We start from the raw sequence: 25,964 nt of genomic DNA on the forward strand, positions 1-25,964 counted from the left end.
CCATGTCTCTTCGAAAAAAGAAGCTAAGCTTGCAAAAGCGTATCGTATTCCTTGTCACGGCAGTAACTGTAGGCATGATTTCGACGATGATGGTGTTTGATACCATTAGTCTCAATCAATCGATTCGAGAAGCGTATGTAAGTCAAATTAGCGGTATGACAATTGCTATTAACGGTCGTTACGAAGAATCAAAATCAATCACAGATATTCAACAGATTTTCGATTATATTCAGTACAAGAATAACCGTGTTCTAGAAATGAAACTGTACGATAAACAAGGGAAAATTTTGGCGGCTTCGCGACGTGAAGAAGTTGGAACTTATATGAAAGCCGGTCATATCATTATTCCAACGCAGGATAATACCATTGTAGATCGCGTTCCCATGGCAGAAAGGAATATGCCGATTGTTCGCTTGACCGCACCGCTGCAAGAGGACGGCGTTGTTGTTGGGGCCGTTGAGGTTATTATCGACTCGTCGGAAGAAGAGTTGCTGCTCCAACATAGATCTAAGCTGATTTTGATCGTAGGGCTTAGCATCGCCATTCTTTTATCAGCCTTATTATGGCTTATTATACGTGTTATAGTCATTCGTCCATTAAGTCGTTTGCGAGAAGCGGCTCTTATCGTTAAACAAGGCGGGGATCTACCTAAGCTGCAATTCAAGGCATCGCCGGAGATTGCTGAGGTTTCGGAAGCTTTTAATGATATGGTCAGCAATTTGGATGAACGTTATCATGAGCTTGAGCAGGCACTGACTACGTTGCAGGTTACGCAGGATCAGCTTGTCCATTCGGAGAAAATGGGAGCATTGGGCAATTTAGTTGCTGGTGTGTCGCATGAAATTAACACGCCGATTGGGATTGGCGTAACAGCTATCAGTTATCTGGATCAGAAAGCAAAACAATTTCAGTCTTTGTATGAGTCCGGGAAAATGAAAAAGTCAGATTTAGAACAATTTCTATCCATTACGCATGAGACGATTTCGATGGTCCAGTTGAATTTGGAACGTGCCTCTTCCTTAGTAAGAAGCTTTAAACAGATTTCAGTAGATCAAAGTGTAGAGATTAAGAGGACTTTCTTGTTTAAAGATTATGTTGAAGGTATTATTGCAAGTTTGAAACCGGCGCTTAAGAAGACTCAAATTCACTTGGAAGTAGACTGCGATGAGAAACTTAAGTTATTTACGTACCCTGGTGCATTATCCCAAATTATTACGAACTTGGTTATGAATTCATTGAATCACGCTTATGAAGCTAATGAGGAAGGGAAACTATGTATCCGAGTAATGGACTATCCCGACCATATCCTGCTTGCCTATACCGACGATGGCAAAGGGATGACTGCAGAAGTATTGGATCACATTTTTGATCCATTCTTCACAACTAGCCGCGGGCATGGCGGAACAGGATTAGGTATGAATATCGTTTATAACCTTGTCAAAGAAACCTTAAAAGGCACGATTCAATGTACGAGTGTATTGGGACAAGGCAGTTTATTTGCTATAACAATCCCCAAAGAGGAGGAAGCTGAATTATGACAAATGAAGTGGAGTCTGTCGATCAGGATGAGCTTCTTTTTGCTGCTGAGGAAGACGATGAAATTGCGAACCTAAGGACAGTGGAGCAAGAACCATGGATTGTGCTTATTGTGGATGACGAGAAGCAAATTCATCAAGTGACGAAAATGGTGCTGCAGGACTTCGAATTCGCCGGAAGAAAACTGGAATTTCATAGTGCTTTCTCTGCAGTAGAAGCGAAGAAACTTTTGAGAGAGCAACCACAAACGGCCCTCGTCTTATTAGATGTCGTTATGGAATACGAGGACGCTGGCTTACAGATCGTTAAATATATTCGTGAAGAATTGAATAATCAAGCTGTGCGCATTATTTTGCGGACTGGTCAGCCTGGTCAAGCGCCTGAGCGAACCGTCATCATGGATTATGATATTAATGATTATAAAGAAAAGACAGAATTGACCTCTCAGAAGCTATTTACAACGGTAGTTACAGCACTGCGATCCTTCCGGGATATCAAAACGATTGAGAAAAGCAGGATCGGCTTGGAAGAGATTATTAAGTCATCGGCGACTTTATTTGAATTGCAGTCGATGAAGAAATTTGCCTCAGGTGTACTAACCCAAATGACCTCGATCGTTAATTTACATAAGAACGCAATTCATTGCAGCTTTGCTGTGACCAAAGGTGTTGAGGATATTTATATTCTCGCAGCAAGCGGGGATTATGCAGCCAATCAAGATGCGAGAGCACGTGATGTAGTTCCTATGGATGTACTTGAGGAGATTGAACTAGCGTTTCAGACTCGCAAAAGCAAATTTGCTGCGGATCGTTTCGTTATCTATTTCCAGAGTAAGATGATGATGGAAAATGTCATTTTTATGAATGGTTTCAATGCACTTAGTGAATGGGAACATTACCTCGTCGATATTTATTGCACGAATGTTTCTGTTGCTTTCGAGAATATTTATTTGAACAATGAGCTTGAAAGCACGCAACAGGAAATCATCTACACGATGGGTGAGATCACAGAGACACGGTCGCAGGAAACGGGACATCATGTGAAAAGAGTGGCTGAGTATTCGCGATTGTTAGCTCTGAAGTATGGCTTGTCCGAGCAGGAAGCCGAAATCATACGATTAGCGACACCGATGCATGATGTTGGAAAAGTTGGGATTCCAGATGCCGTCCTCAATAAACCAGGCTCCTTGTCCACGGAAGAATTCGAAATCATGAAAACTCATTCAAACTTAGGCTATGAAATGCTCAAGCATTCGAATAAGAAAGTACTTCACGCCGCGGCAATTATTGCGCATCAGCATCATGAACGATTCGACGGGACAGGTTATCCACAAGGACTAAGTGGGGACAATATTCACTTGTATGGCCGAATAACGGCCCTAGCAGACGTATTTGATGCACTTTGCAGCGATCGTGTTTATAAGAAGGCTTGGGAACTAGATCGGGTATTAGATTTATTGAAGTCTGAACGAGGCAAACATTTCGACCCTGTCATCGTTGATCTCTTTCTAGATCATCTTGACGAATTTATGGTCATCAAAGAATTGTATAAAGAAAATCGTTAACCATCTAAAGGATTTCTGATGGCATAAGATCAGGGTCACCTTCTCATACTACCGTTGAGATGATGGAGGTGAAAGGGATGCCAAAAGTTAATCGACCTGATAAGAAAAATAATCAACAAAATGCCGCTCACTTCACGGAAGAGGCGCAGACGCTAACGAAGCAAAATGCGGCTGAATTTCCGCCAAGCTTAAATAACATAAGTAAAAACAAATCTTAATTCGTTCCATGTGTATGCCAAAAAGCCATTGTTCCTCGGAGCAAGGGCTTTTTTGGTGTGCGCCCCATTTGTGTACAGAATTAGGTTTTAGAAAGTTAACGTACACGTAAATTTCGGCAAAAATACGGTTGAAGTAGGATTTCCCCTAATTTGTCTTAGAAAGTAGGATGAAATCTTCGTCTTTGTCTCATTTTCGAAGAAAGAAGCCCGTTTCTTTTAATTTACAATTCCTGTATGCTAGAAAGGGGCTTGAGACAGACAGAAAGAAGGTGTCACCATGGAAGGAATTGGACTCGTACTGGAAGGCGGAGGTATGCGAGGGGTATACACCGCAGGGGTCTTGGAATACTTTATGGAGCAGGATTTATATTTCCCCTATGTGGTCGGCGTATCAGCAGGGGCATGCAATGCCGTTTCATATATCTCTAAACAACCTGGGCGGAATAAGAAAGTGACGATCGGCTATATCGCGGATCATCGTTATTTAAGCTATCGCAATTTATTACGTAGCAAAAGCATATTTGGCATGGATTTTATTTTCAATGAGCTGCCGAACCGGCTAGTGCCATTTGATTACGACACGTTCTATGCCTCTTCTCAGCAATTTGCCATTGGTACAACAGATGCGCATACTGGGGAGCCAATTTATTTTACGAAACATGAGCTCCAACAAGAAACGATGCCGATCGTACAAGCTTCAAGCTCGTTGCCTTTTGTGGCTACACCGATTCAATATGAGGGCAGAACTTTGTTTGATGGTGGATTGGTGGATCCGATCCCCGTGCAGAAATCAGTAGCCGACGGCAATAAAAAACACATTATAGTATTGACCAAGGAACTTGGTTACCGTAAAAGGCCTTTTAAACAGCGTTGGCTAGCGAAAAGCTTTTATCCGAAATATAACGGCCTTGTGGATGTGCTTGTGAATCGCAGTGAAATTTACAATTCTACGTTAGAAACAATTGAACGTATGGAAGCAGATGGAAGTGCGATTATTATCCGGCCATCAACGAAAGTGGAAGTTGGACGTATGGAGAAGGATCCGCGAAAGCTTGAGAAATTGCATGAGCTTGGATATGAAGATGCGAAACGACTTGGACCACAGTTGAAGGAATGGTTACTACATTAGGAGGTTGCAAGGAATGAGTCAAGGAAAACAGAAAGTAACGACGTTTTTGATGTTTAGCGGTCAAGCTGAAGAGGCAATGAATCTGTATACCTCATTGTTCGATCAGTCTGAGATTCTCAGCATTCAACGTTATGGACCTAATGAGCCTGGTGCTGAGGGAAGTGTTAAGAAAGCGACATTTTCCATTCATGGACAACAATTTATATGCAGTGACAGTCCGATTGAGCATGCTTTTACGTTTACTCCTTCGATATCATTGTTTGTGACTTGTGATAGTGTCGAGGAAATTAATCGCGTATTTGAAACGCTATCACAAGAGGGCAAAGTCTATATGGGGTTAGATGCCTATCCATTTAGTGAAAGATTCGGCTGGGTGGGTGATCGGTTCGGTGTATCTTGGCAATTAAGTCTTGTGAGATAGCTTCATATAATTGAATGTGCTGAGGGCGGCCAGCCATCTTTGATAGGTATAGAGCAGCCGACATTCCGTATCAGTTGCATTTTGTCGAAACATGCGGTATGGTAGAAACTAACCTAATAAGAACCCACGGGAGCTTGAGAAGTCAGGCTGAGATTGTGACCGTTTTTGTCACTAACCGTTTATCTGATCTGGGTAATGCCAGCGTAGAGATCTCATATAAATGCACATCCATCGAAGATATCGATCGGACATATCATTTTCTACACATGGCGCTCCCGGATAACGGGGGCTTTTTCTTATGGGTACATAAAGGGACGCGGAGAGGGGAAACAAAAAATGAAATGGAACAAAATTGCACCACTTATGCTTGTCAGCTTCACAGTGTTAATGGCAGGCTGCGGCAACGATTCAACGAAGTCGGTTCAACCGACAGATGGAGCTAAAAAGCTGACCGATGTGAAGGTAGTCCTAGACTGGACGCCGAACACGAACCACACGGGGTTGTATGTCGCGAAGGATCAAGGTTTTTTTGAGCAAGAGGGCTTGAATGTTCAGATTATTGCGCCAGGCGAAGGCGGAGCGGATACGATGATCGCTTCTGGAGCGGCAGAGTTTGGCGTGAGCTATCAAGAAAGTATTACACAAGGCCGAATTCAGGGTGTTCCATTAGTCTCGATTGCAGCAGTTATTCAACATAATACTTCTGGCTTTGCTTCGCCGGTTGCCAAGAACATCAAGACGCCTAAGGATTTCGAAAACAAAACGTACGGCGGTTGGGGAGCTCCATCCGAAAGTGCGATGATTGATTCCCTGATGCAATCCGAGAAAGCAGATCCGACGAAAGTGAAAATGGTCAATATCGGCGAGGCAGATTATTTTACAGCGGTCAAACGTGATATCGATTTTGCTTGGATTTACTACGCTTGGACAGGTATTGATGCGGAACTTCGCGGTGAGCCTCTGAACATGATTTATTTGAACAAATATTCGGATAAACTGGATTATTATACACCGGTTCTGGCGACAAATGAGAAGATGATCGAGGCGAAACCTGAAATCGTCAAGGCATTCGTAGCTGCGGCGTCGAAAGGTTATCAATATGCGATAACGAAGCCAGAGGAAGCAGCTAATATTCTGATCAAAGCCGTCCCAGATCTTGATCCTAAGTTGGTCGTTGCTAGTCAAAAATGGTTAAGCCCACGTTATCAGGATGATGCAGCACGTTGGGGCGAGCAGAAGAAATCCGTGTGGGAAAATTACGCTGCTTGGATGCTGGACCACAAGCTTTTGGAGAAAAAGCTGGATGTTGATGCGGCATTCACGAACACATTTTTACCGGGAAGCACGAAATAAACTAATAGGCTAAAAGAGGAGATTTCCAATGGCTAATGCGCTTGTCAGCATTCAAATCATTCCTAAAACAGTGAATGGCGAAGACGTTATTCCTTATGTTGACCGCGCGATCGAAGTGATCGCAAAGTCAGGCGTTAAATATTTCGTATCCCCACTAGAGACGACGATGGAAGGCGAGTTGGATCAACTCTTACTGATTATTCAAGATATGAATACCGCGATGATCGATATGGGGAGTCCGAACGTCATCTCACAAGTGAAAATTTATTTCAATCCGTCGGGAGCTTCGATGGACAAGCTGACGGAGAAATACAGATAATGAACATTGGGCGTTGGATGAAAGCAGGATGGCCACCACTTGTGGTAGTCATCCTTCTCTTGTTTATTTGGCAGCTTGCTGTCACTTGGGGGGGGACCGCAGATTGGTTGCTTCCGAGTCCACTTAAAATTTGGCGAGACGGAACGACGGATATGCCTCGCGTTTGGATGCATATGTGGGCAACGGTGCGATTGATGTGTATTGGTTTTGGTGTAGGGGCACTTGGCGGTGTTCTCGTTGCCAGCTTATTACATAGGCTGCCGTTCGTTAAGGCTGGGTTCTATCCGCTTCTGATCCTATCTCAAAATATCCCTGTCATCGCGTTGGGTCCGCTATTAATTATTTTATTTGGTTTTGGCCTTTTACCTAAAATTTTATTGATTTCACTTGTCTGTTTCTTCCCTGTGACGATGTCAACATTAGATGGCTTCATGCAGACCGATCGAAGTATGTACAACTATATGCAAATGATCGGTGCATCGAAACGCCAAATTTTCTATAAATTAGAGCTTCCGCATGCGCTGCCATTCCTGTTTACGGGACTCAAAATATCGGCCACCTACAGTGTCATGGGAGCTGTCATCGCCGAATGGCTGGGCGGAAATGTGGGGCTCGGCTATTACATGATCTTACAGAAATCAGCCTTCCGTGCGGATCGCGAATTTGTAGCGATTGGGATCATCGTGATCCTGAGTTTACTCTTTTTCTGGCTGATTGCAGGGCTGGAGAAAATTGTCATTCGTTGGAACGTCAAACGGTCATCGTAGAAAGGGGAGCTGTGACCTTGAGCAAATTAAAGCTTACGGGGATCCATCATGAGTTCCCTAGCAAAAAAGGGCAAGTTCCCGTGCTCGCAAATATTCATCTGCATGTCGAACAAGGGGAATTCGTTTCCATCATCGGACCCTCCGGCAGTGGGAAAAGTACGTTATTCCATATCATCGGTGGACTCCTGAAGCCTAATTCGGGTGAAGTTTGGTTAGATGGCGAGCAGGTAACTGGGAAAAAGGGATTAATTTCTTACATGCCGCAGCAACCGGCCTTGTTTCCATGGCGGTCCATCGAGGCGAATGTTGCACTCGGGCTGGAAGTGGCTGGGGAGTCGCGTCATGCTGCGATTGCGAAAGCTAGAGAATGGCTGCCAAAAGTCGGCTTAGGCGGCTACGAACGGGATCTTCCTCATGTGCTCTCAGGCGGGATGCAGCAGCGGGTTTCATTCTTGCGAGCGTTGTTAAGTCCACAGGAGCAAATGTGTTTGGATGAGCCATTCGGCTCTTTAGATGCGTTAACTCGGCAAGATATGCAGGCGTGGCTGCTTAACATGTGGGAGCAAAATAAACGATCCATTCTATTTGTAACGCATAGTATCGAGGAGGCGTTGTTTCTGTCTGATCGGATCTACGTGCTATCGAACAAGCCTGCAAGTATCTTGGAAGAGGTGACGGTTCCGTTTGCAAGACCACGACAAGAAGTTGTCCTCCAAGATCCAGAATTTCTTGCGCTTAGGCAGCATATACAAGGACTTTTACGACGGGAGAAAACGAATGATGCTAGCCATTGATGCACATATTCATCTCGACATGTATACGGGAGCTAAGGCAAATGCTTTGTTAGATGACATGGCAACTTCACAGGTGCAGGCGTTAATTGCGGTGTCCAGACATTTAGAGTCATGTAAAGCCACAAAGCAATTACAAATGAGTGCCCCAGATCGTGTCTTTGCTGCTTATGGGTTTCATCCGGAACAGGAGATTCCAACGGAAGCCCAGTTGGAGGCACTCATCAGCTGGATGCATGAAAATAAGGGCGAAATGATTGCAGTTGGCGAAATAGGACTGCCTTATTACACGCGACAAGAAGTGGAAGCTGCGGGACAGGTGTTCGACATGGCGCCATATGTTCATCTACTTGAACGTTTCTTCCAGCTTGCGGCTGAGTGGGACAAGCCCGTTGTTCTTCATGCGGTGTACGAAGATGCTGAGATCGTATGTGACCTGCTTGCGAAATATGGGCTCAAGGAGGCCCATTTTCATTGGTTTAAGGGATCGAGTGAAATAGTGGAACGTATGATAAAGGCCGGTTATTCCATTTCGATTACGCCTGATATCCTCTATGAGGAAGAAATTCGTTCACTTGTTCGCCATTATCCGCTCGAGCTCATGATGGTGGAGACAGATGGTCCTTGGCCTTTTGAAGGGCCGTTCGCTGGTGAAGAGACACATCCTCGCATGATTCATGCAGTCGTTGAGCAAATCGCTGAGCTGAAGGCTAGATCTGTGCAAGAAACAGCGGTCATTTTGCTCCAAAACACGCATCGATTTTATCAGTTGTCACTAGGTCTTCGCTAAATCCAACTGGACAACTGTTCGCCATCGTTCTATAATATAATAGAACAAGTGTTCGATATTTGGGTGAGGTGAAAGAAAAACATGACAAACCGATGCGGTTGGGTGAATGAAGACCCTTTATATCAAGATTACCATGACCATGAATGGGGCGTTCCCGTGCATGATGATCGCGTCTTGTTTGAGATGTTGAATTTGGAAGGCGCTCAAGCGGGTTTAAGCTGGTATACGATTTTGAAAAAGCGGGACAACTACCGTGAAGCATTTGATGGCTTTGATCCGCATGTGATAGTGAATTATGATGAGGCAAAGCTCCAGGATTTAATCCAAAATCCCGGCATCGTGCGCAATCGCTTGAAAATTGCTGCGGTCGTTCAGAACGCCAAGGCCTTTCTTAAGGTGCAACAGGAGTTTGGTACGTTCGATGCGTACATTTGGAGCTTCGTAGGCGGAGAAACGATCAAGAATAACTGGGAAGATAGCCGGCAATTACCGGCCAAGACTGAAATTTCAGATCGCATGAGCAAGGATTTGAAGAAGCGTGGCTTCAAATTTATTGGTTCAACGATTTGTTATGCCTATATGCAAGCTGTGGGCATGGTAAACGATCACATCCAAACCTGTTTCTGTTATCATACCGAATAGAAGGTAGTCAAACATAAGGCCATCTGAGAGGACGAATTGTCCGAATCAGATGGCCTTATTGTGCTTCAATTGGCATGTTGGAGTTGTTTCTCGATTAAGTTGGCTTTGATCATATGAATCCGCTTGCGGATGTAGAAGTCGTAAACAGCGCCTGTAAGCTCTTTCGGTTTAATGCGATTGTTCGTATCGTTATCTATGATTGTCACCGAACCATCGTCATAGAACTTGAACGTGTAGTCGGCATAGTAAGAGTGAGCTTCGTCCAGCATGGCGTCAATCTGTCCGGGAAGAAGATGGTCAGTGTCACACAATGCCTTCTGGTACCAATAATCTCTCTCGATAAAACGAAAATTGTGACTGGGGTTCATCATGTTAACAACCTCCTCATCTAATTGGAACATTTGTTCTTATTTATATTATAACAAACAAATGTTCGTAATGGAAGAGGAATCTATGAAAAAAAGGAAATATTTTCATAGTAAAGCCGTAAAAAAACCACCAATCTCTATGATTGATGGCTCTGGCCAGAAATGATATGTTTCGTGATTGAAAGTCCGTGCAAACGGCCTGTTTCGATGAAGATCTCGTTCGCATCATATTTCGATGAGGCAACCACACCTGCCACATATAAGCCGGGAATGTTTGTTTCCATCGTATCCGGATTGACCAAGGGAGCGTTCGTTTCTTCATGAAACTGCACACCAATATCCGTGAGCAGCTGCCGATCCGGCCTAAAGCCAGTTAGTGCAAGAACAAAGTCATTATCCAGGTTGACAAGTTCGCTTTCTTTTCGCACGAGGACAGTGTGTTCGTCAATTCGTTCAACCTGGGAGTCAAACCACATCCGGATACGCCCTTTAACAACCATACTTTCAAATAATGGGCGGACCCAAGGCTTAATATTGGCCGAGAAGTCTTTCCCGCGATAGACAACAGTCACGTCAGCACCAACTCGGAGTAAATCCATCGCAGCATCCACAGCAGAATTGTTGCCGCCGATGATCGCGACTTTAGCTCCAGCATAAGGATGAGCTTCCTTATAATAATGAGTCGTTTTCGGAAGCTCCTCACCAGGAATACCAAGCATATTGGGATGATCGAAATAGCCCGTAGCGACAACAACTTTAAGCGTTTCATAGGTAGCTTTGTTGCCAAATTGATCGGCTGTGTGAACGATAAAGCCTTCACCGACTTGTTGGATTTGGACAGCTTCCTCATAAGAACGAATTCGCAGCTGCTCTCTGCGAGCGACTTCGCGGTAGTAAACCAGCGCCTCCTGGCGGTAAGGTTTATCATGCGGAGTAGTAAACGAATAACCGCCAATTTCAAGCAGTTCTGGTGTGCTGAAAAACTGCAAATATGTAGGGTATAAATAAATGGCATTCACGATACAGCTTTTCTCTATGAGTAAAGGCGACAGACCTGCACGCTTCAAGGCAACAGCCGCCGATAATCCGCAAGGACCCGCCCCAATAACGATCACCTGTTCCACATTAACAACCTCCTCTAATACATGTTCCTTAGTCTATAGTAGCGCACGTGGTAGGAGATGCCAAGTTTGAATACCCTTGAAAATAAGTAGAATTAACGAAAATAGAGCAGCCACCAGCTCCTAAAAAGGAACGAGATGACTGCTCGGTACGGCCCCGGTCGATTATTTTTGGTTCAACTGCTTTTCTTCATTTTCTTCACTAATATCGTCTTTGGCAAGATTGATTGAAGTCGTGCTTGGCGCGTTTTCCAACGTATCATTAACGAAAGCCATATCTTGATTTTCCGCATTCATATTCGTTGTTCCTGGATAGTTGCCTTCATGTTTCTTGTTTTCCATAGGAGCACTTCCTTTTCTTCTGATTTACAGTACTCCGTTAATGTGTTCATAAAAGAAGGGTTTTATTCCCTTTTTTAGGCAAGGTGAGGTAACTGAGTGAGTCCATATAGTTCCTAGCTACAAAATCCGCTATAATAAGCGAAGATGGAAAATGAAGGAGAGATGATACGGATGAATGCGACAAATATTAAACATATGGTTGTTTTCAAGCTGCACGTAGGCAAGGAGAACAGAGAAGCCGAGCAATTCCTGAAAGTCAGTGCAGATGAGCTTACAACAATCCCTGGGGTTGAGCAATTTGAAGTACTCCGTCAAGTGAGTGCGAAGGCTGATTATGACTACGGATTTTCCATGGTTTTTACCAATCAAGCCGCATATGAGGCCTACAATAATCATCCTGTACATACCAAGTACGTCGCTGAGCGTTGGTTGAAGGAAGTTAGCTCCTTTCAAGAAATCGATTTTCAAGTATTCGAGTAAGAGGAGTGTGAACATATGAAAGTTTTAAAATTACCCAAGGATGAAAAGGATGCACTGATCAGCGATTTGCAGGAGCATTTGGACGTGGAGCTCGGCGTAACAGTAGGTCAAATCGCAGCAGAGCAGTTGCTAGACTACATGCTTCAGCAGCTGACAGCTCCTATTTACAACCAAGCCATCGAGGATGCGTTAAAGGGAGTAAGAGACCGAATGACGGTGCTAGAAGACGATCTCTATGCGCTGAAAGTTACAAAGTTAACACGTAGATAGCGTCCATGGTCAAGTGTTACTTACGGATCGGAGTGGGAAAGAGGGATGAGGAAGTCAGAAGAGCTTTTTGATGTGTTTGATGCGAAAAGGAATTGGCTCGGCGTGGCGCCTCGCTCCGAAGTTCATGCCAAGGGGCTATGGCATCAGACCTTTCAATGCTGGATTGTCAGCTTGGAAGAGAACGTGCCGAAGCTGCTGCTTCAGTTAAGGCATCCAGACAAGGATTTGTTCCCCAATTTGCTGGATATCTCCTGTGCAGGACATCTGGCTGCAGGTGAAACGATAGAAGAAGGAACCCGTGAGCTGGAGGAAGAGTTGGGTCTTTCCGCCCACTTCGAGACTTTGATCTCCTGCGGCGTATTTGCGGAGGAAGATTTGATTTCGGACAAGCTTATTGATCGTGAGTTCTGTCATGTTTTCATCTATCGATGCGATCAAGCTTTAAAGAGCTATGTATTGCAGCCAGATGAGGTGAGTGGACTATTTGCAGTTACCGTTTCTGATTTTAAACAACTAATTAGCGGAGAACGGGTGGAAATAACAGCAAGTGGTTTCAAAAGGGGAATGAACGGCGAGTACATGGATGTAGAATGGCTGATTTCGTTAAAGGAATTAGTACCGCATCCTACGGCTTATTTCGAACTTCTTTTTCAGAAACTTGAAGAACATGGCTGGAAATGAGAAAGTGATTAGATGCAAAGTGAACAAATGAATGTATGAATGAAAAAGAACCGATTCAGATGATCTGAGCGGTTCTCGTAGTGCGAAGCTTCAAGGCTTCGTTAGACGAAGTAGGCATTCGCAATGTAGACATAAGCGATGTAGCATACGATGGAGAGACCAATGCAGGTGATTCCCCATGCGATTTTCTGCTTAAACAACAGCAAGAATCCAGCGCTGAAGGCGGATCCCATGATAAGCATTGAAATAAAAGTTAGTACACCCATGGAAATGTATCTCCTTACCCTTTGTTTACGTAATCACGAACCATTTCCTCAGTAACAAGGGAACGGAGGGGAGAAATACCTTCTTTGGCATGGGCGATAATTCGGGCGGTAATGGCGTTGATGGCATCAACGTTAAAAGGCTGCCCGCGTTTGCACAAATCAACAGCAGCATCAATCGCTTGCTCGCGCTGTGCATCTAGCTCAGCAAATCGAACGAGATGCATATGTTGTGCATTCGAATGTTTGGAAATCGCTTCATGTACATTCATGTTAAAGTTCTCCTTTAGTGACTAGATTGTCTTCTAGTATACACGATTGAAAAGCGAAGGAACAGGTTTCGACAGAGAAAACAGATGAACAAATCGTGATCTTTCATTTCATATCCTAACATTTAATGGCATGAATAAGATAGAAAGCTCGGAGTGAACCCCATGAACGTGTTACCCATAGCCGCAGTGATTCCACAACTATTAGATACCTTACAAGAACGAACCTGTGCCATCGTTGTTGCGCAACCTGGTGCCGGCAAAACGACGCAGGTTCCATTGGCACTATTGAACGCCTCATGGCTTCGAGGTCAGAAGATTCTCATGTTGGAGCCCAGAAGATTGGCTGCCCGCGCAGCTGCTCGTTTTATGTCAAAGCTGTTAGGTGAGGAAGTCGGTCAGACGATCGGTTATCGGGTGAAAAATGATACTCGCATTGGACCCAAGACTCGCATTGAAGTCATCACTGAAGGTGTGCTAACTCGTATGCTGCAGCAGGATCCAGCCTTGGAAGGCGTGGGGATTGTCATTTTTGATGAATTTCATGAGCGCAGCTTACACGCAGATATCGGTCTAGCGTTGTGTCGTCAGTCGCAAATGTTGCTTCGAGACGATTTACGCATACTGCTGATGTCCGCAACATTGGAAGCTAAGGCGATTTCTGCGCTATTAGATGATGCACCGATTATTGAGAGTGAAGGACGAACCTATCCAGTTGACACTTATTATTTGCCCAATAAAGTAGTGGGGAAAATGGAGACGGCTGTTGTTGCGAGTATCCAGCAAGCGTTACAAACACACACGGGCAGTCTGCTTGTCTTCCTTCCTGGTGCAGCGGAAATTCATCGCGTGGCAAACGGACTTGCAGCATTACGATTAGGACAAGAGGTGGAGATTGCACCTCTATATGCGAATCTCTCTATTGAAGAACAAGATAAGGCACTGTCTGCCGTCCGTTCGCCCGGCCATCCTAAAGTCGTGCTGGCAACATCGATCGCGGAGACAAGCTTAACAGTCGAAGGGATCACGGTTGTTATTGACAGCGGCCTCATGCGTGTGCCGCGGTTCTCGCCCCGCACCGGCATGACACGTCTTACGACGGTGCCGGTGTCCGTCGCCTCTGCGGATCAGCGCAGAGGCCGTGCAGGGCGTCTCGGTCCAGGCGTGTGTTACCGACTATGGACCGAGACCGAGCACCGGCAGCTCCCGCCGAGCTCTACGCCCGAGATCCGCGAAGCTGATCTCGCCCCGCTGGCGCTGGAGCTGGCCGCCTGGGGGGCACCAGACCCCGCTGCGCTGGTCTGGCTAGACCCTCCGCCTGCCCCTGCGTATCAGCAGGCGCGGGAACTGCTCGTTCAGCTCGGCGCGCTGAACGATAACGGATTAACGCCGCACGGCAAAAGCGTCGCGGCGTTAGGTTTACACCCGCGGCTTGCGCACATGGTGCTGCAAGCCATCCCGCTTGAGCTCGGCGCGCTGGCGTGCGAGCTCGCGGTCATGCTGAGCGAGCGCGATTTCATGCGCGAAGCTAGGCGGGATGCGGATGTGCGCAGCCGCATCGAAGTGCTCTGGCGTGCGGTGCGAGGCGACGCACGCGAAGGTGTGGATGCCCACCTCTGTCGCCGCATCGCGGCGGAGGCCAAGGTGTTGATGCAGTCGCTCGGCGTGCGGCCGAGGGACAATAAAGCGGAGGCGAGCGGGCTGCTGCTCGCCTTCGCCTACCCCGACCGCGTCGCGCAGCGACGGTCGGTGGGGCGGTTTACGCTCAGCAACGGCCGCGGGGCCGTGCTTCCTGAGCTGCAACCGCTCTCGAATGAGCGGTATATCGTCGCTGCGGAGCTAGACGACAGCGGAACGGAGAGCCGGATCTTTCTCGCGGCTCCTCTGCATGAGGAGGAGCTGCTCACCGCTTTTGAAGCGCACATTCGTAAGGAGCAAGTTGTGGAATGGGATGGCGCAGTTGGCTCCGTTAAGGCAAGAGAACGTTGGCAGCTCGGCGCCATCACAGTTAAAGATAAACCGATTCAAGACCCTAATCCTGATCTCGTTCTGCAAGCGTTACTTGCGGGGATTCGTTCGGAGTCCTTGGATGTATTGCCTTGGACGCGGAATGCGCGTCAGCTTCAGGAGCGCAGCATATTTTTGCATCGATTTACAGAAAATTGGCCTGATCTACGCGATGAAACCTTACTGGATAGCCTAGAGGAATGGGCTGGCCCGCACCTGTATGGGCTGAAAAGTAAAGGAGCACTGAGCCGCCTTAACTTGACAAGCCTATTAGAGGAAATGCTAACATGGGAGCAGCGCCGTTCCTTAGACGAGTGGGCGCCTACGCATATTCAAGTGCCGAGCGGGTCTCGTATACCCGTTGACTATAGCAATACGGAGTCACCTACGTTATCTGTACGATTACAAGAGATGTTTGGGTTGGCGGATACGCCTCGAATTGCCAAAGGGAGGGTCCCCATCACTCTGCACCTGTTATCGCCAGCGCAACGACCGATGCAGGTAACGAAGGATTTGGCGAGCTTTTGGCGAGAAGCCTACTTCGAAGTGAAAAAAGATCTCAAAGGCCGCTACCCCAAGCACTACTGGCCTGATGATCCCATGGCGGCGATTCCGACGAACCGTGCGAAGCCAAGAACCTGAACCATGCCAAGAAGGGAACGAAGCAAGCAATGACTATTCACGCTGATACTGCGGACATCGTTATTTATGTTTCAGCTGGATTTGCAACTGCGTCTAATTTTCTGGATGACTTTGCAGTTAAACTTGCTTCGCGCTATGAGCAAGTTGGCAAGCGTGTGCGTGTTCATGTTCATTTTCCATACGGTGATTGGGGCCGCTCGAAGCGAGGTCAGCTACAAGAAATCGTACGAGACATATGGCATAATGCGCATCGAAAAAAATCCCTGTATGGCGGTCGAAGTTTGCACCATTTCGTCTTAGATACGATGGAGCATGGGGGAAAGCTGCTCTTTATCGGGCATAGTGCCGGTGCCGTAGCCTCTATCATGGCAGCAAAAGAGCTTGAGCGAGAAGGAGAAGATGTGCTCGGCGTGATCCAAATTGGATCCCCGAAATGCGCGATTCCGCTATCTTTAAAGCACAAAGTACTGTATGTACATGCGACGAATCAGCAAAATCAATCGCGTGATCCAGTTCCACGTCTGGGCACCTGGGGTGGCTGGAGTCGGATTCGCTTAGGTCTGCGCAAATGGAATCGCATGAAGCATGCGCCTGAACATCGTTCCATGCTCCCCATTATAGGGGGGCATGCGGATTACTTTCGAGACCATTCCCCGTACATATGGCAAGAGGCAACGAATTTACAAACCACCATGCACACCATTTGGACATGGCTACAAACATTAGAAAAGGATGTTGAACATGATTGAAATTTTAAAAGCAAGTATGGAACACAGCAAGGAAGATGGCTACCTCGGGCATGTTGAATTCAAAGTGGAAGGCCATGAGCATCCGTATGAAATCACCCTACAAAGTACGAAAGGCAAAAACGACTGGAGCTATGCCCTTCACTTTTTGCGTGAATCCGGGAAGGAAGAGGATATCGAGGCAGTAGAGGAGCTGCTTGAAGAAGATGAGTGGTTTGATTTGCTTGTGAACACGGCGCGGGAAGCATTACTGAAATAGTCTTGCATATAAGTCAAAAAGAAACTAACCCCATTCAACGCTGTCGAAGTGATCTAACTTTGTTTCCCTCGACCGTCGAATAGAGTCGTTAAACCTGAAACCGCGCTATGCGCGGTTTTTTGTCGTAGATGATGGTGCGTGACATTGCCGAAATGGCAGTCTCCAAAGTTGCCTATATCTACACCTCATACCAAGCATCGCTCACCCAAACCTCTTCAAAATCAATACGGCATTATGCCCACCAAACCCAAACGAACTCGACAACCCATACTGCAGCTCCGCACGTCTCGCCACGTGAGGCACATAATCTAGATCACACTGTGGATCTGGATTGTCCAAATTGATGGTTGGCGGGATAAGGCCCTCCTGCAAGGTTTTGATCAGCGCGACGGCTTCGACGCCGCCAGCGGCGCCGAGCATGTGGCCGATCATCGACTTGTTCGCGCTGATCGGGACGTCGTACGCGCCGCGGCCAAGCAGACGCTTTATAGCCAGCGTCTCGGAGAGATCACCCGCGACAGTGCTCGTCGCATGCGCGTTGATGGTGCTGATCTCCGACGCGTCGATCCCCGCATCAACCAGCGCTTCGCGCATGGCTCGGTAGGCCCCCGAGCCCTCAGGATCGGTCGCCACGATGTGGTAGGCGTCCGAGGTGGATCCATAGCCGACGATCTCGGCATGGATCCGAGCCCCACGTCGCTCGGCATGCTCGAGCGACTCCAGCACAAGCACGCCGGCGCCTTCGGAGGCGACGAACCCGTCGCGCTGCGCATCGAACGGGCGGCTCGCCTGTTCCGGCGCATCACAGCGCGTCGACAACGCTGTTGCATTGCCGAAGCCTGCGAGCGCGAGGTCGGTGACCGTCGCTTCCGCGCCTCCGGCAATAACGGCATCTGCGCCTCCGCGCTGGATGAGCTTGAAAGCTTCGCCTATCGCATTATTACCTGTCGCGCAGGCGGTTACGGGTGCCAAGGACGGACCCTTGGCACCGTACAGGATACTGACCTGAGCCGCTGCCATATTGGCGATCATCATCGGCACAACGGTTGGGCTGACACGGCTTGGACCTCTGGACAGTAACGTACGATAATTGTCCAAGATCGTTTGAATGCCGCCAATCCCCGAGCCGATATAAACGCCAACACGCTCCTCGTTATAGGCGTCGATGACAAGCCCAGCGTCATCTATAGCCTGTTTGGCTGCAGCAACAGCGAACTGGCAGTAACGATCCATGCGGCGAACCTCACGTCGCCCAACCTCAGCTTCGGCATTGAATTCCTTTACAACGCCAGCAAAGTTCGTTTTGTAATCGGATGTGTCGAAATGCTCTATTTTAGATATGCCAGATTGACCTTGCGTCAAATTACCCCAAAATGTATCCACACTATTTCCTATGGGTGTAATGACACCCATGCCTGTAATAACCACACGTTGCATCGCGTCGTCCTCCATAATTCAATTAAAGTCATGATCTGATTCTTGCGATAAGTCGGTTATATATGTTTTTATTAACTCATCCGTCCAAAGAGGATGGCATAACCGTGTATGTCACTTAGAATGTCATACTCTGTATCCTATTACAAGTTACCGTTTATACTGGTATAATGACTGCTAGGATACTAGGTTGAGGAGGGGACCGGGCATGAACACGAAGGAGAGACTTCAGGAGTTATCTCATTTTCTCAAGGCACATCGTTCACGATTACAGCCGCATGAAGTTGGATTAATAGGTGGAACTAGGCGGCGTACGCCGGGATTGCGCAGAGAAGAAGTCGCGACGATTGCTGGTGTAAGTACGACTTGGTATACGTGGTTAGAGCAGGGCAGAGAGATCAAAATGTCCGTACAAGTGCTCGATCGCATCGCATTAGCCTTACAGCTCAATGAGGATGAACGGCAGTATTTATTCATGCTAGCACTCGAGCAACCAGCGCCCACGACCTTTGTTGATAAAATACCAACGATCAGCCCGGCTTTGAATCGTATATTGAGTGAGCTCCATGATTGCCCAACGATTGTATCCGACCGCAGATGTCACATTGTTGGCTGGAATCAAGCGGCTGCGGCGGTGTTTCTTGATTTTGCGAAGCTCCCAGAGGGGGAGCGTAATATGATTTGGCTGCTTTTTACCCGAAAAGAGTTGAAAGCATTGGCCGTCAACTGGAGCGACTTTGCGAAAGGCTTTTTGGCGATGTTTCGTTCCTACTACGGCCAATACGTGAGTGATAACTGGTACAGCGCTTTTATTGAGGACATGAGTGAGCGGAGCAAGGATTTTCGTGCCTTCTGGAATGAGAGTGATGTCAGCACCGCGCCTGAAGTGTTTATCGAATTTCGCCATGCGAAGGTAGGGAAAATGCTGTTTGATCTTACGACCTTGCAGGTGCAAGGACGAACGGATCTAAGATGCAGTGTATATACGCCGTCGATTGGGTCCGATACCGATACGAAAATCAGGCTTTTGATGAGCAAATTAAGTGGGTAATTACAGAATCTCATAATGTCCCGCATTCTCATCAAAACATGCAAGTTAACCGAATGGTATAAATACGTTCACAATCAAAGCCCCGAGTATTTTTCCTCATATTGTTCGTGGGGCAGAGGCCGCGCTGCGGGCTAGAGGCTACCGTTTACTGCTGTCTTCCACGGATAATGACAAAGCCAAAGAGCGTGAAAGCCTAGATATGATGATGAGTCAACCACTCAGTGGATTGATTATTGAGCCAACGAAAAGCGCGGAGGGCAACCCAAATCTCAGCGGCTATCTATCCTTGGATTATCAGCATATACCATACCTCATGATCAACGAGCGATATCCGGAAATGAACTGTCCTTCTTTAACCGTGGATGATGAAGAGGGTGGATTTAAGGCTGCGCAGCATTTGATTGTGCTTGGACATCGCCGTTTGGCGGGCTTTTTTAAGTCGGATGATTTACAAGGTGTGAATCGGTTAACGGGCTTTATTCGCGCTCATCAGCACTACCAAATCCCGTTACAGCCGGAATTCGTCATTCATTACACAACGGAGGAAAAAAGGCAAAAGCCTTATGCAAGCGCAATTGTCATGCTCGAACATCGTGATGTTCATGAGCGCCCGACGGCCTTCGTTTGCTACAATGATGAGCTCGCCATTCATTTGCTTGAAGCTGTACGTACAATTGGCTTGCAAGTGCCACAGGACATCTCAATGATCGGGTTCGATGACTCTACACTTGCCACAGCGACAGAGGTGAAATTAACGTCACTTTCACATCCCAAAACCGAGCTTGGCAGTGACGCAGCGGGCATTTTAATTGACATGATTGAGAATAAACGCGCAAATGGCAGTGAAACGGGTAAATTGTACAAGCCTGAATTGATCATTCGAGAGTCAACGATACGCATCTAATTTATTGAAAATATTAAGGGTAGCCAACTTGTACGTACAAGTGTTATACTTGGAACAAGATTACTAGCTGGAACAGTGTGGAAACGCTAATCAGATCGTGATCGCGAATGACCTGATGCCTTCAGCCCCAGGTTTTTCCGTTACTTGATGGGAAGTCACATTTGTCTATATTTTAGCGATTTACGTCCATTGACTTTTTTCGCAGATATGGGCTAAAGTGAAATCAATGTGGCTGTCCATATGTTGGATAGCGGATAAGCAGTTTATTTAGGAGGAGAATACGAGAATGTCTACAAAAGCGTATGAAGGAACGTACAACGGCGAACAAGCCATTTGGTTACAAGCTGGACGATATGAGGCTGTTGTTTTGCCAGAAGTCGGTGCAAATCTAATTGCTTTTCGTGATATAGAGAAAGAATATCGTTTTTTGCGCGAGCCAACTTTAGAAGAGATGGAAGCGTTTAAAGAGCGGCCAATCGTTCATGGGATTCCGGTATTATTCCCACCGAACCGCTATGAAGATGGGAAATTCCCTTGGAAAGGGAACGTCTATCAATTCCCAGTTAATGAAGCCAAAACAGGCAACCATTTACACGGATTTGTACACAATATTCCATGGAACGTTGAGCATTTCAGCGCAGATGAGCAAGAAAGTCGCGTGTCATTAGCTTTGCGTGTGCGCGAAGGGCATTCGGTCCATGAATTCTTACCTTTTGATTTCACGATCCGCTTGATCTACACCTTGAATGAACAAGGTTTACATCAACAAATTTCCGTTTATAATGAAGGCAAAGAAGCAATGCCGTGCTTGCTTGCGTTCCATACGACGATTAATGCGCCTTTCGCAGTAAACAGCCAGCCGTCCGATTATACGTTCCAAATGACGATCGGAGAGCGTTGGGCATTGAACGAACGCATGCTGCCAACTGGCGAGTATCAGGCACTTTCCGCGGATGAAGAGAAGATGAAAGTAGGCGGGTTGTCGCCATTTTTCGAAGGTATGGATAATCACTACACGAGCGTTCCGCAGAACAGCCGTAACTTCATGGCATTAACAGATGCGCGTGAAGGCATCAAACTCGTCTATGATGTGGGGACTTCTTACAAGCAATGGATGATCTGGAACAATGGCAAAACAGAAGGCTTCTTCTGTCCAGAGCCGCAAATGAATTTGGTCAATGCGCCAAATGTGGATCTTCCTGCAGATCAAATTGGTCTGGTTTCCTTGGAGCCAGGTGAGGTTTGGGAAGAAACAGCACGTTTGTATACGATTCAAGTATCGAAATAAGTGATAATGAAGCGATAGGAACCACCCCCTTTGATGCATGGCGAGAATCCGATGGGATGATCGACTTGCGTGGAGGGGGTATTTTGATCATAAGGGGTGTATATATGGGGAAGTGGGATCACTTAGATAGAGAGCAGTTGGTAGCCAAAGTTGAAGCGGTATCGCTTGAAAATGAAAGATTGAAGGCGGAGATCGCACGACTGCGCGGTGTTAAGCCTCCTGCGTCGGGTTCAATGGAGAGCATGTCAACGAAGCTAAAAGAAGCATTGCGAGAGTAATTTCGGCTGTTGGATGCAAAGAACCGCCTCAGTTCGACAAAGCGATTGGGATTCGTTATAATAAAATCTGGCAAAAGGAGGGAACTAACATGAGTGAAACGAACGTGAATGAAACTTTACCACCAAAAACGTGTTCCATCGATCGATTGGTAACGAAGGAAGCAGAAGTAAGCAAAGTACTAGCTGGTCAAAAAACAGCTTGTCGTCGCAATGGACGCTATGCGGATATCGGCGAAACAATGGATTTGCAAGGCACAGCATTTACTGTAACGAACGTGTACCAACAGTCCTTAGGTGAAATTACACCTGAGCATGCGAAAATGGAAGGTCACGAGACCGTTGATGAGTATCGCGACAGTATTCTTGCTATGCATCCTGGTATGCCTTGGCTGCCACATATGAAAGTATGGGTACACGAATTTCAAAAAGCAGAATAACACAAAGAACCGTGTGGATCCTTGGATTCACACGGTTTATTCAAATTAATAGTAGAATGGATGATCATCTTGTCTTGGTACATTGTCATGCTCTATATTCATATTTTTAGCGTCATATTAAGCATCGGCCCTTATTTCGTCCTCTTTCCTTTACTTGTCCTTATTCGCAGAGCCCCTTTTGAGCAGCTTCCTGATTACTTAGAGCCGTTTCGGATTACAGTTCGACTAACGAAGCATGCAGGGCATGTACTGGTCGCTACTGGTATTCTTCTGACTTGGATAACGGCATGGAGTTGGAAAACCTCATGGATTGTCGCTACGGTCCTAATCATGGTAGCTTCTTTGTACTTCATCGCACGTGCATTCTCACCACTTATGAGACAGCTGAAAGCTCCCCACGAAGATCGTGATCTCCTCGTAAACAAGCTCCGGAAAGCTTTGATTTTGTATGTGATCATTACGCTTGCGATGATGTGGTTCATGGTGTCCAAGCCGATGATCTGGTGACATAGCGAGAATTGGGTTCTCGATCCTGGCGTGGGCTATGGCTTTCTCGCAAACATCACGACAAAATTATAGGACTTGTAGACACAGTCCACATCCTTAAAGCCAGAGTCACGAAGCCAGCCAAGCTGCGCATCTAGTGGAGCCATTTTATCCAACTTCGTTCTCTCGTAGGCAGCTTGCAGCGCTTCTTGGGATAGATCCGTTGCTTCAATTTTGGCGACCCAATCTGAACGGTACAAGCCATCCAGAAATGGTGTATCACCTAAGACTTGGTCTGCGTTAACAAAAATGCCGCCTGGCTTCAATAATTGAAAAATGTGGGAAAATAGCGCCTGTTTGGCCTCGTCCTCTAGATGATGAATCGATAGGGAGGAGATGATGGCATCATAAGGCTCTGCATCCTCGAATGACGAATAATCTCCGGTAAGGTAAGTCACTTCAGAAGCTCCAGCATGCTCGAATCTTTCTTTGGCAATGTCAAGCATCCCCGTCGAAAGGTCGATCAAGGTTAACCTAGCTTGCGGATATGCAGTGTTCAGTATATAGGATGAGAAAAGTCCCGTTCCTGCTCCTAAATCAAGAATACGCGGAGTTTCATTCTCTAGCTGGACTAAGGAAGCGGCCGTATTGTAGAAATCATCAAAGCAAGGAATCAGCTTTCTCCGCTGGCTATCGTACTTTTGGGCAATTTCATCGAATTTCGTTAAAATGTGATGATTTGCGTTGTTGTCCATTTGTCATCAGCTCCATTTCCAATCCTTGGCTTATTTGCTCCATACCCTTAGTGTAAAGGGCAGTTGGGAAAAAATCCAAGATGTAAAAGACATAGGGTTATAGGTAATTCCTATTAAGGTTAAGATGGCTATTGGATATTTGGGCTGTTTTAAGCTCGTGTCCGTCTTAACAGCACGTTAATGACTTCCGAGAACACCAGTCCTATGGCGATGGCACCAGAGAGAAGAAATGCTTTTGCTGCAAGCTGTACAGCCACATCATAGTGGTTTTGAACGACATTACGCATGGCGTCATAGGCTAGTCCACCAGGTACAAGTGGTATGATACCGGAGACACTGAAAACGATGACGGGTGTTTTATATATTTTGGCAAAAAATTGACTAATAATCGTCACAACAAAGGATGCAATGAGAGTGGCTAAGATGGGATCTAGATAAGTTTTTTGAAAAGAGAAATAGAGCATCCAACCAATCATACCCACAAAACCACATTGCACAAGTGTTCTTCGAGGTACATTGAAAATGATGCCGAAAGCGGAAGTCGATATGAAGCTTGTTACCAGCTGCTCCAACATTTCCATGCTAGAACCCCTTCCCTGGATAAAATGTTAAGACAAAAGCGATGCCTGCACCTATGGCAAATGCGGTCAAAAATGCTTCAGCGCCTTTGGAAACGCCGGATACGAAATGACCTGCCATTAAATCGCGCACGGCATTCGTAATAAGCAGCCCAGGCACGAGTGGCATGACGGAGCCGATAATAATCGTGTCCAGATTATGACCGAGCCCTATTTTGACGGTTAAGTAAGCAATAAGTCCAATGATTAAAGACGCGAGAAATTCAGCGAAAAATTTGATGGGAACTAAACGATGGAAAAAAGTTAAGGATATCGTACCTGCTCCACCAGCAAGGAAGGCAGGGGAAAAGTCCGACCATTCACCTTGAAACATAATGAGAAAACAACCGCTAGCGATCGCTGCGGCTAACGCCTGCAACCAGGCGGGATATCTTCGTTTATCCGCACCCAGGGTTTCAAGCTCCTGATACGCTTCTGTAGGTGACAGCTCACCTTGGCTGATTCTGCGAGAAATGGCGTTGACTACCGTTACTTTACGTAAATCCGTTGATCGTGATGAGATGCGAATCAGTCGAGTTGTCTGCTCAGGCCCGTCAATCGAGAAAATAATGCCAGTTGGCGTGACAAAGCTATGCGAATTCGGAATACCAAAGGCCTCGGCAACATGGGTCATCGTATCTTCTACACGATAGGTTTCGCCGCCGTTTTCCAGCATAATTTTACCAGCGAGTAAACACACTTGTGCGATTTCATAATTCGTCGCTGCAGGCTGCTGCGCCATGTGATCCGTATCCTTTCTCATTTGAAGTAATTGACCTTAGTATAAATCATATTGGAAGATATTGAAAATGAGCGCGGGGCATGGAATGGGCAAATTTCTCTTCGTTTGTGCTATAATTTTTGGATAAAAATGACTGTCTGCAAAAACAAAGGACTTGGAGGAGACCAGCAATGAGCTTGGAAATCAAATTCGTTCAACATACGGACCCTATTTTACATGCTTTAATAGCAAAGTTAGATCAAGATTTAATGGCAAGATACCCGATTGAGGAGATTTATTTTGTTGATTTTAGCGATCCTTCTGTTGAGCGGATTACGTTTGCCATTGCGCTATTGGATGACATCCCCGTCGGTTGTGGCGCGCTGCGTCCGATTGATCCGGAGTGTACGGAGCTGAAGCGTTTTTTCGTTGATTCGACCTATCGAAAACAGGGGATTGCGACGAATTTACTTGCTTTTTTGGAAAATGAGGCTTTGCGACATGGGCATCATACGATTCGTTTGGAAGCAGGGGAAGCTCAGCCAGAAGCCGTGGCGTTCTATACCAAATGCGGGTATTACCCGATTGAATGTTTTGGAGAGTATATTGGAAGCAAGAGCAGTTTATGCTTTGAGAAGAAAATCGGATGAAAAGAGACTATTTCTTGACTGACTTGGACGGAACCTTGTTGAGATCCAATGCGAAGCCATCTGACTATACAGTTAGCGTACTTACGCAAGTACTTGCGCAGGGAACGGTCGTTAGTTACGCGACTGCACGAAGTTATCAGAGTTCACACGCTGTCGTTTTGCACTGGATGAAGAGGATAACGAACGCGTGCTTCATGAGAGGTTGGAGCGTACGGGGGATCTTCAATTCATGGCTAGTCGACCGAATGATCCGAGGTTCCATTAGGTGGAGGAACTCAGCAGCTCGAAGAGTTTGCGGACGCTGATTCTGACCTATATTATACGTGTAAATGAGGTAGGGTAAGCTGGTTGGGGAATTTAGGAGT

The 25,964-nt window shown here is 46.4% G+C and carries 33 protein-coding genes and 1 pseudogene; 25 read left to right on the forward strand and 9 right to left on the reverse strand.

Going from position 1 to position 25,964, the window contains the following annotated elements; translation table 11 throughout:
- Positions 1 to 2 precede the first annotated feature (2 nt).
- The 11 genes from AC58P7_RS05830 to AC58P7_RS05880 all read left to right on the forward strand — a co-directional run bounded on the left by AC58P7_RS05830 (position 3) and on the right by AC58P7_RS05880 (position 9,530).
- Positions 3 to 1,538, forward strand: coding sequence for a sensor histidine kinase (locus AC58P7_RS05830; protein WP_497340732.1), 1,536 nt, complete (start codon positions 3 to 5; stop codon positions 1,536 to 1,538).
- Positions 1,535 to 3,100: a DUF3369 domain-containing protein gene (locus AC58P7_RS05835; RefSeq protein WP_497340734.1), complete on the forward strand. Its 1,566-nt coding sequence runs from the start codon at positions 1,535 to 1,537 to the stop codon at positions 3,098 to 3,100. Before AC58P7_RS05830 ends, AC58P7_RS05835 begins: the two co-directional genes overlap by 4 nt.
- A gap of 77 nt (positions 3,101 to 3,177) precedes the next feature.
- Positions 3,178 to 3,318 carry a hypothetical protein gene (locus AC58P7_RS05840; RefSeq protein ID WP_497340736.1) on the forward strand — a complete coding sequence of 47 codons (141 nt, stop codon included), beginning with the start codon at positions 3,178 to 3,180 and terminating at the stop codon, positions 3,316 to 3,318.
- Between the two features lie 277 nt (positions 3,319 to 3,595).
- Positions 3,596 to 4,447 (forward strand): patatin-like phospholipase family protein, encoded by an 852-nt coding sequence (locus AC58P7_RS05845; protein WP_497340738.1) that lies wholly within the window; start codon positions 3,596 to 3,598, stop codon positions 4,445 to 4,447.
- 13 nt (positions 4,448 to 4,460) lie between these two features.
- Entirely contained in the window at positions 4,461 to 4,868 is a 408-nt protein-coding gene (locus AC58P7_RS05850) for a VOC family protein (protein WP_497340740.1), read from the forward strand.
- A gap of 336 nt (positions 4,869 to 5,204) precedes the next feature.
- Entirely contained in the window at positions 5,205 to 6,221 is a 1,017-nt protein-coding gene (locus AC58P7_RS05855) for an ABC transporter substrate-binding protein (RefSeq protein ID WP_497340742.1), read from the forward strand.
- Positions 6,222 to 6,249: 28 nt separating this feature from the next.
- Positions 6,250 to 6,540, forward strand: a complete 291-nt coding sequence (locus tag AC58P7_RS05860) for a thiamine-binding protein (RefSeq protein WP_056621187.1) — start codon at positions 6,250 to 6,252, stop codon at positions 6,538 to 6,540.
- Positions 6,540 to 7,307 carry an ABC transporter permease gene (locus AC58P7_RS05865; RefSeq protein ID WP_497340744.1) on the forward strand — a complete coding sequence of 256 codons (768 nt, stop codon included), beginning with the start codon at positions 6,540 to 6,542 and terminating at the stop codon, positions 7,305 to 7,307. The genes AC58P7_RS05860 and AC58P7_RS05865 overlap by 1 nt, the downstream gene beginning before the upstream one ends.
- Positions 7,308 to 7,318: 11 nt before the next feature.
- Positions 7,319 to 8,101: an ABC transporter ATP-binding protein gene (locus tag AC58P7_RS05870; protein WP_497340923.1), complete on the forward strand. Its 783-nt coding sequence runs from the start codon at positions 7,319 to 7,321 to the stop codon at positions 8,099 to 8,101.
- The gene (locus AC58P7_RS05875; RefSeq protein WP_497340746.1) at positions 8,085 to 8,888 is read left to right on the forward strand and encodes a TatD family hydrolase; all 804 of its coding nucleotides are present in this window, start codon (positions 8,085 to 8,087) and stop codon (positions 8,886 to 8,888) included. Before AC58P7_RS05870 ends, AC58P7_RS05875 begins: the two co-directional genes overlap by 17 nt.
- 81 nt (positions 8,889 to 8,969) lie before the next feature.
- On the forward strand, positions 8,970 to 9,530 hold the full coding sequence (locus tag AC58P7_RS05880) for a DNA-3-methyladenine glycosylase I (protein WP_497340748.1): 561 nt from the start codon (positions 8,970 to 8,972) through the stop codon (positions 9,528 to 9,530).
- A gap of 65 nt (positions 9,531 to 9,595) precedes the next feature.
- Here AC58P7_RS05880 and AC58P7_RS05885 read toward each other — a convergent pair whose 3' ends face one another.
- The 3 genes from AC58P7_RS05885 to AC58P7_RS05895 all read right to left on the reverse strand — a co-directional run bounded on the left by AC58P7_RS05885 (position 9,596) and on the right by AC58P7_RS05895 (position 11,361).
- On the reverse strand, positions 9,596 to 9,901 hold the full coding sequence (locus AC58P7_RS05885) for a hypothetical protein (RefSeq protein WP_497340750.1): 306 nt from the start codon (positions 9,899 to 9,901) through the stop codon (positions 9,596 to 9,598).
- Between the two features lie 134 nt (positions 9,902 to 10,035).
- Entirely contained in the window at positions 10,036 to 11,022 is a 987-nt protein-coding gene (locus AC58P7_RS05890; protein ID WP_497340752.1) for a YpdA family putative bacillithiol disulfide reductase, read from the reverse strand.
- A 162-nt stretch (positions 11,023 to 11,184) separates the two neighbouring features.
- On the reverse strand, positions 11,185 to 11,361 hold the full coding sequence (locus AC58P7_RS05895) for a hypothetical protein (protein WP_497340754.1): 177 nt from the start codon (positions 11,359 to 11,361) through the stop codon (positions 11,185 to 11,187).
- Positions 11,362 to 11,532: 171 nt separating this feature from the next.
- On the opposite strand from AC58P7_RS05895, the gene AC58P7_RS05900 reads away from it, so the two are divergent.
- The 3 genes from AC58P7_RS05900 to AC58P7_RS05910 are packed head-to-tail and all read left to right on the forward strand — an operon-like array spanning position 11,533 to position 12,792.
- Positions 11,533 to 11,841, forward strand: coding sequence for a Dabb family protein (locus tag AC58P7_RS05900; RefSeq protein ID WP_497340756.1), 309 nt, complete (start codon positions 11,533 to 11,535; stop codon positions 11,839 to 11,841).
- A gap of 15 nt (positions 11,842 to 11,856) precedes the next feature.
- Entirely contained in the window at positions 11,857 to 12,111 is a 255-nt protein-coding gene (locus AC58P7_RS05905) for a DUF2164 domain-containing protein (RefSeq protein WP_497340758.1), read from the forward strand.
- Between the two features lie 45 nt (positions 12,112 to 12,156).
- A complete protein-coding gene (locus tag AC58P7_RS05910; RefSeq protein ID WP_497340760.1) occupies positions 12,157 to 12,792 on the forward strand; it encodes an NUDIX hydrolase in 636 nt (211 codons plus the stop codon).
- A gap of 101 nt (positions 12,793 to 12,893) precedes the next feature.
- Here the strand turns inward: AC58P7_RS05910 and AC58P7_RS05915 are convergent, their stop codons facing one another.
- Positions 12,894 to 13,058 (reverse strand): hypothetical protein, encoded by a 165-nt coding sequence (locus tag AC58P7_RS05915; protein WP_477592817.1) that lies wholly within the window; start codon positions 13,056 to 13,058, stop codon positions 12,894 to 12,896.
- A gap of 14 nt (positions 13,059 to 13,072) precedes the next feature.
- Positions 13,073 to 13,327 carry a YpbS family protein gene (locus tag AC58P7_RS05920; protein WP_497340761.1) on the reverse strand — a complete coding sequence of 85 codons (255 nt, stop codon included), beginning with the start codon at positions 13,325 to 13,327 and terminating at the stop codon, positions 13,073 to 13,075.
- A 162-nt stretch (positions 13,328 to 13,489) separates the two neighbouring features.
- Between AC58P7_RS05920 and hrpB the strand changes: the two genes are divergently transcribed.
- Genes hrpB through AC58P7_RS05935 form a run of 3 tightly spaced genes read left to right on the forward strand, consistent with a single transcriptional unit; the run spans position 13,490 to position 16,978 of the window.
- A complete protein-coding gene (gene hrpB, locus AC58P7_RS05925; RefSeq protein ID WP_497340763.1) occupies positions 13,490 to 15,973 on the forward strand; it encodes an ATP-dependent helicase HrpB in 2,484 nt (827 codons plus the stop codon).
- Between the two features lie 29 nt (positions 15,974 to 16,002).
- On the forward strand, positions 16,003 to 16,722 hold the full coding sequence (locus AC58P7_RS05930; RefSeq protein ID WP_497340765.1) for a hypothetical protein: 720 nt from the start codon (positions 16,003 to 16,005) through the stop codon (positions 16,720 to 16,722).
- Positions 16,715 to 16,978: a hypothetical protein gene (locus AC58P7_RS05935; RefSeq protein WP_497340767.1), complete on the forward strand. Its 264-nt coding sequence runs from the start codon at positions 16,715 to 16,717 to the stop codon at positions 16,976 to 16,978. The genes AC58P7_RS05930 and AC58P7_RS05935 overlap by 8 nt, the downstream gene beginning before the upstream one ends.
- 201 nt (positions 16,979 to 17,179) lie before the next feature.
- Here AC58P7_RS05935 and fabF read toward each other — a convergent pair whose 3' ends face one another.
- Positions 17,180 to 18,415, reverse strand: coding sequence for a beta-ketoacyl-ACP synthase II (fabF, locus tag AC58P7_RS05940; protein WP_497340769.1), 1,236 nt, complete (start codon positions 18,413 to 18,415; stop codon positions 17,180 to 17,182).
- A gap of 205 nt (positions 18,416 to 18,620) precedes the next feature.
- Between fabF and AC58P7_RS05945 the strand changes: the two genes are divergently transcribed.
- From AC58P7_RS05945 to AC58P7_RS05970, 6 genes and pseudogenes are all read left to right on the forward strand, one after another.
- Positions 18,621 to 19,463 carry a helix-turn-helix transcriptional regulator gene (locus AC58P7_RS05945; RefSeq protein ID WP_497340771.1) on the forward strand — a complete coding sequence of 281 codons (843 nt, stop codon included), beginning with the start codon at positions 18,621 to 18,623 and terminating at the stop codon, positions 19,461 to 19,463.
- An 88-nt stretch (positions 19,464 to 19,551) separates the two neighbouring features.
- A pseudogene (locus tag AC58P7_RS05950) lies at positions 19,552 to 20,367 on the forward strand (substrate-binding domain-containing protein); the annotation flags it as partial.
- A 286-nt stretch (positions 20,368 to 20,653) separates the two neighbouring features.
- Positions 20,654 to 21,655: an aldose 1-epimerase gene (locus AC58P7_RS05955; protein ID WP_497340773.1), complete on the forward strand. Its 1,002-nt coding sequence runs from the start codon at positions 20,654 to 20,656 to the stop codon at positions 21,653 to 21,655.
- A gap of 104 nt (positions 21,656 to 21,759) precedes the next feature.
- Positions 21,760 to 21,933: a hypothetical protein gene (locus tag AC58P7_RS05960; protein WP_497340775.1), complete on the forward strand. Its 174-nt coding sequence runs from the start codon at positions 21,760 to 21,762 to the stop codon at positions 21,931 to 21,933.
- An 89-nt stretch (positions 21,934 to 22,022) separates the two neighbouring features.
- On the forward strand, positions 22,023 to 22,370 hold the full coding sequence (locus AC58P7_RS05965) for an ASCH domain-containing protein (protein ID WP_497340777.1): 348 nt from the start codon (positions 22,023 to 22,025) through the stop codon (positions 22,368 to 22,370).
- 60 nt (positions 22,371 to 22,430) lie between these two features.
- On the forward strand, positions 22,431 to 22,877 hold the full coding sequence (locus tag AC58P7_RS05970) for a hypothetical protein (RefSeq protein WP_497340779.1): 447 nt from the start codon (positions 22,431 to 22,433) through the stop codon (positions 22,875 to 22,877).
- Positions 22,878 to 22,912: 35 nt separating this feature from the next.
- Here AC58P7_RS05970 and AC58P7_RS05975 read toward each other — a convergent pair whose 3' ends face one another.
- The 3 genes from AC58P7_RS05975 to AC58P7_RS05985 all read right to left on the reverse strand — a co-directional run bounded on the left by AC58P7_RS05975 (position 22,913) and on the right by AC58P7_RS05985 (position 24,970).
- On the reverse strand, positions 22,913 to 23,611 hold the full coding sequence (locus AC58P7_RS05975) for a class I SAM-dependent methyltransferase (protein WP_497340781.1): 699 nt from the start codon (positions 23,609 to 23,611) through the stop codon (positions 22,913 to 22,915).
- 149 nt (positions 23,612 to 23,760) lie between these two features.
- Positions 23,761 to 24,192 carry a threonine/serine exporter family protein gene (locus AC58P7_RS05980; RefSeq protein WP_497340783.1) on the reverse strand — a complete coding sequence of 144 codons (432 nt, stop codon included), beginning with the start codon at positions 24,190 to 24,192 and terminating at the stop codon, positions 23,761 to 23,763.
- A 1-nt stretch (position 24,193) separates the two neighbouring features.
- Positions 24,194 to 24,970 carry a threonine/serine exporter family protein gene (locus AC58P7_RS05985; RefSeq protein WP_497340785.1) on the reverse strand — a complete coding sequence of 259 codons (777 nt, stop codon included), beginning with the start codon at positions 24,968 to 24,970 and terminating at the stop codon, positions 24,194 to 24,196.
- 170 nt (positions 24,971 to 25,140) lie between these two features.
- Here AC58P7_RS05985 and AC58P7_RS05990 point away from each other — a divergent pair, with 170 nt between their 5' ends.
- Positions 25,141 to 25,599 carry a GNAT family N-acetyltransferase gene (locus tag AC58P7_RS05990; protein WP_497340787.1) on the forward strand — a complete coding sequence of 153 codons (459 nt, stop codon included), beginning with the start codon at positions 25,141 to 25,143 and terminating at the stop codon, positions 25,597 to 25,599.
- Complete coding sequence (locus tag AC58P7_RS05995) at positions 25,596 to 25,904, forward strand: HAD family hydrolase (protein WP_497340789.1); 309 nt, start codon at positions 25,596 to 25,598, stop codon at positions 25,902 to 25,904. The genes AC58P7_RS05990 and AC58P7_RS05995 overlap by 4 nt, the downstream gene beginning before the upstream one ends.
- The last annotated feature ends 60 nt before the right edge of the window (positions 25,905 to 25,964 follow it).

Source organism: Paenibacillus sp. J22FR5, assembly GCF_059691975.1.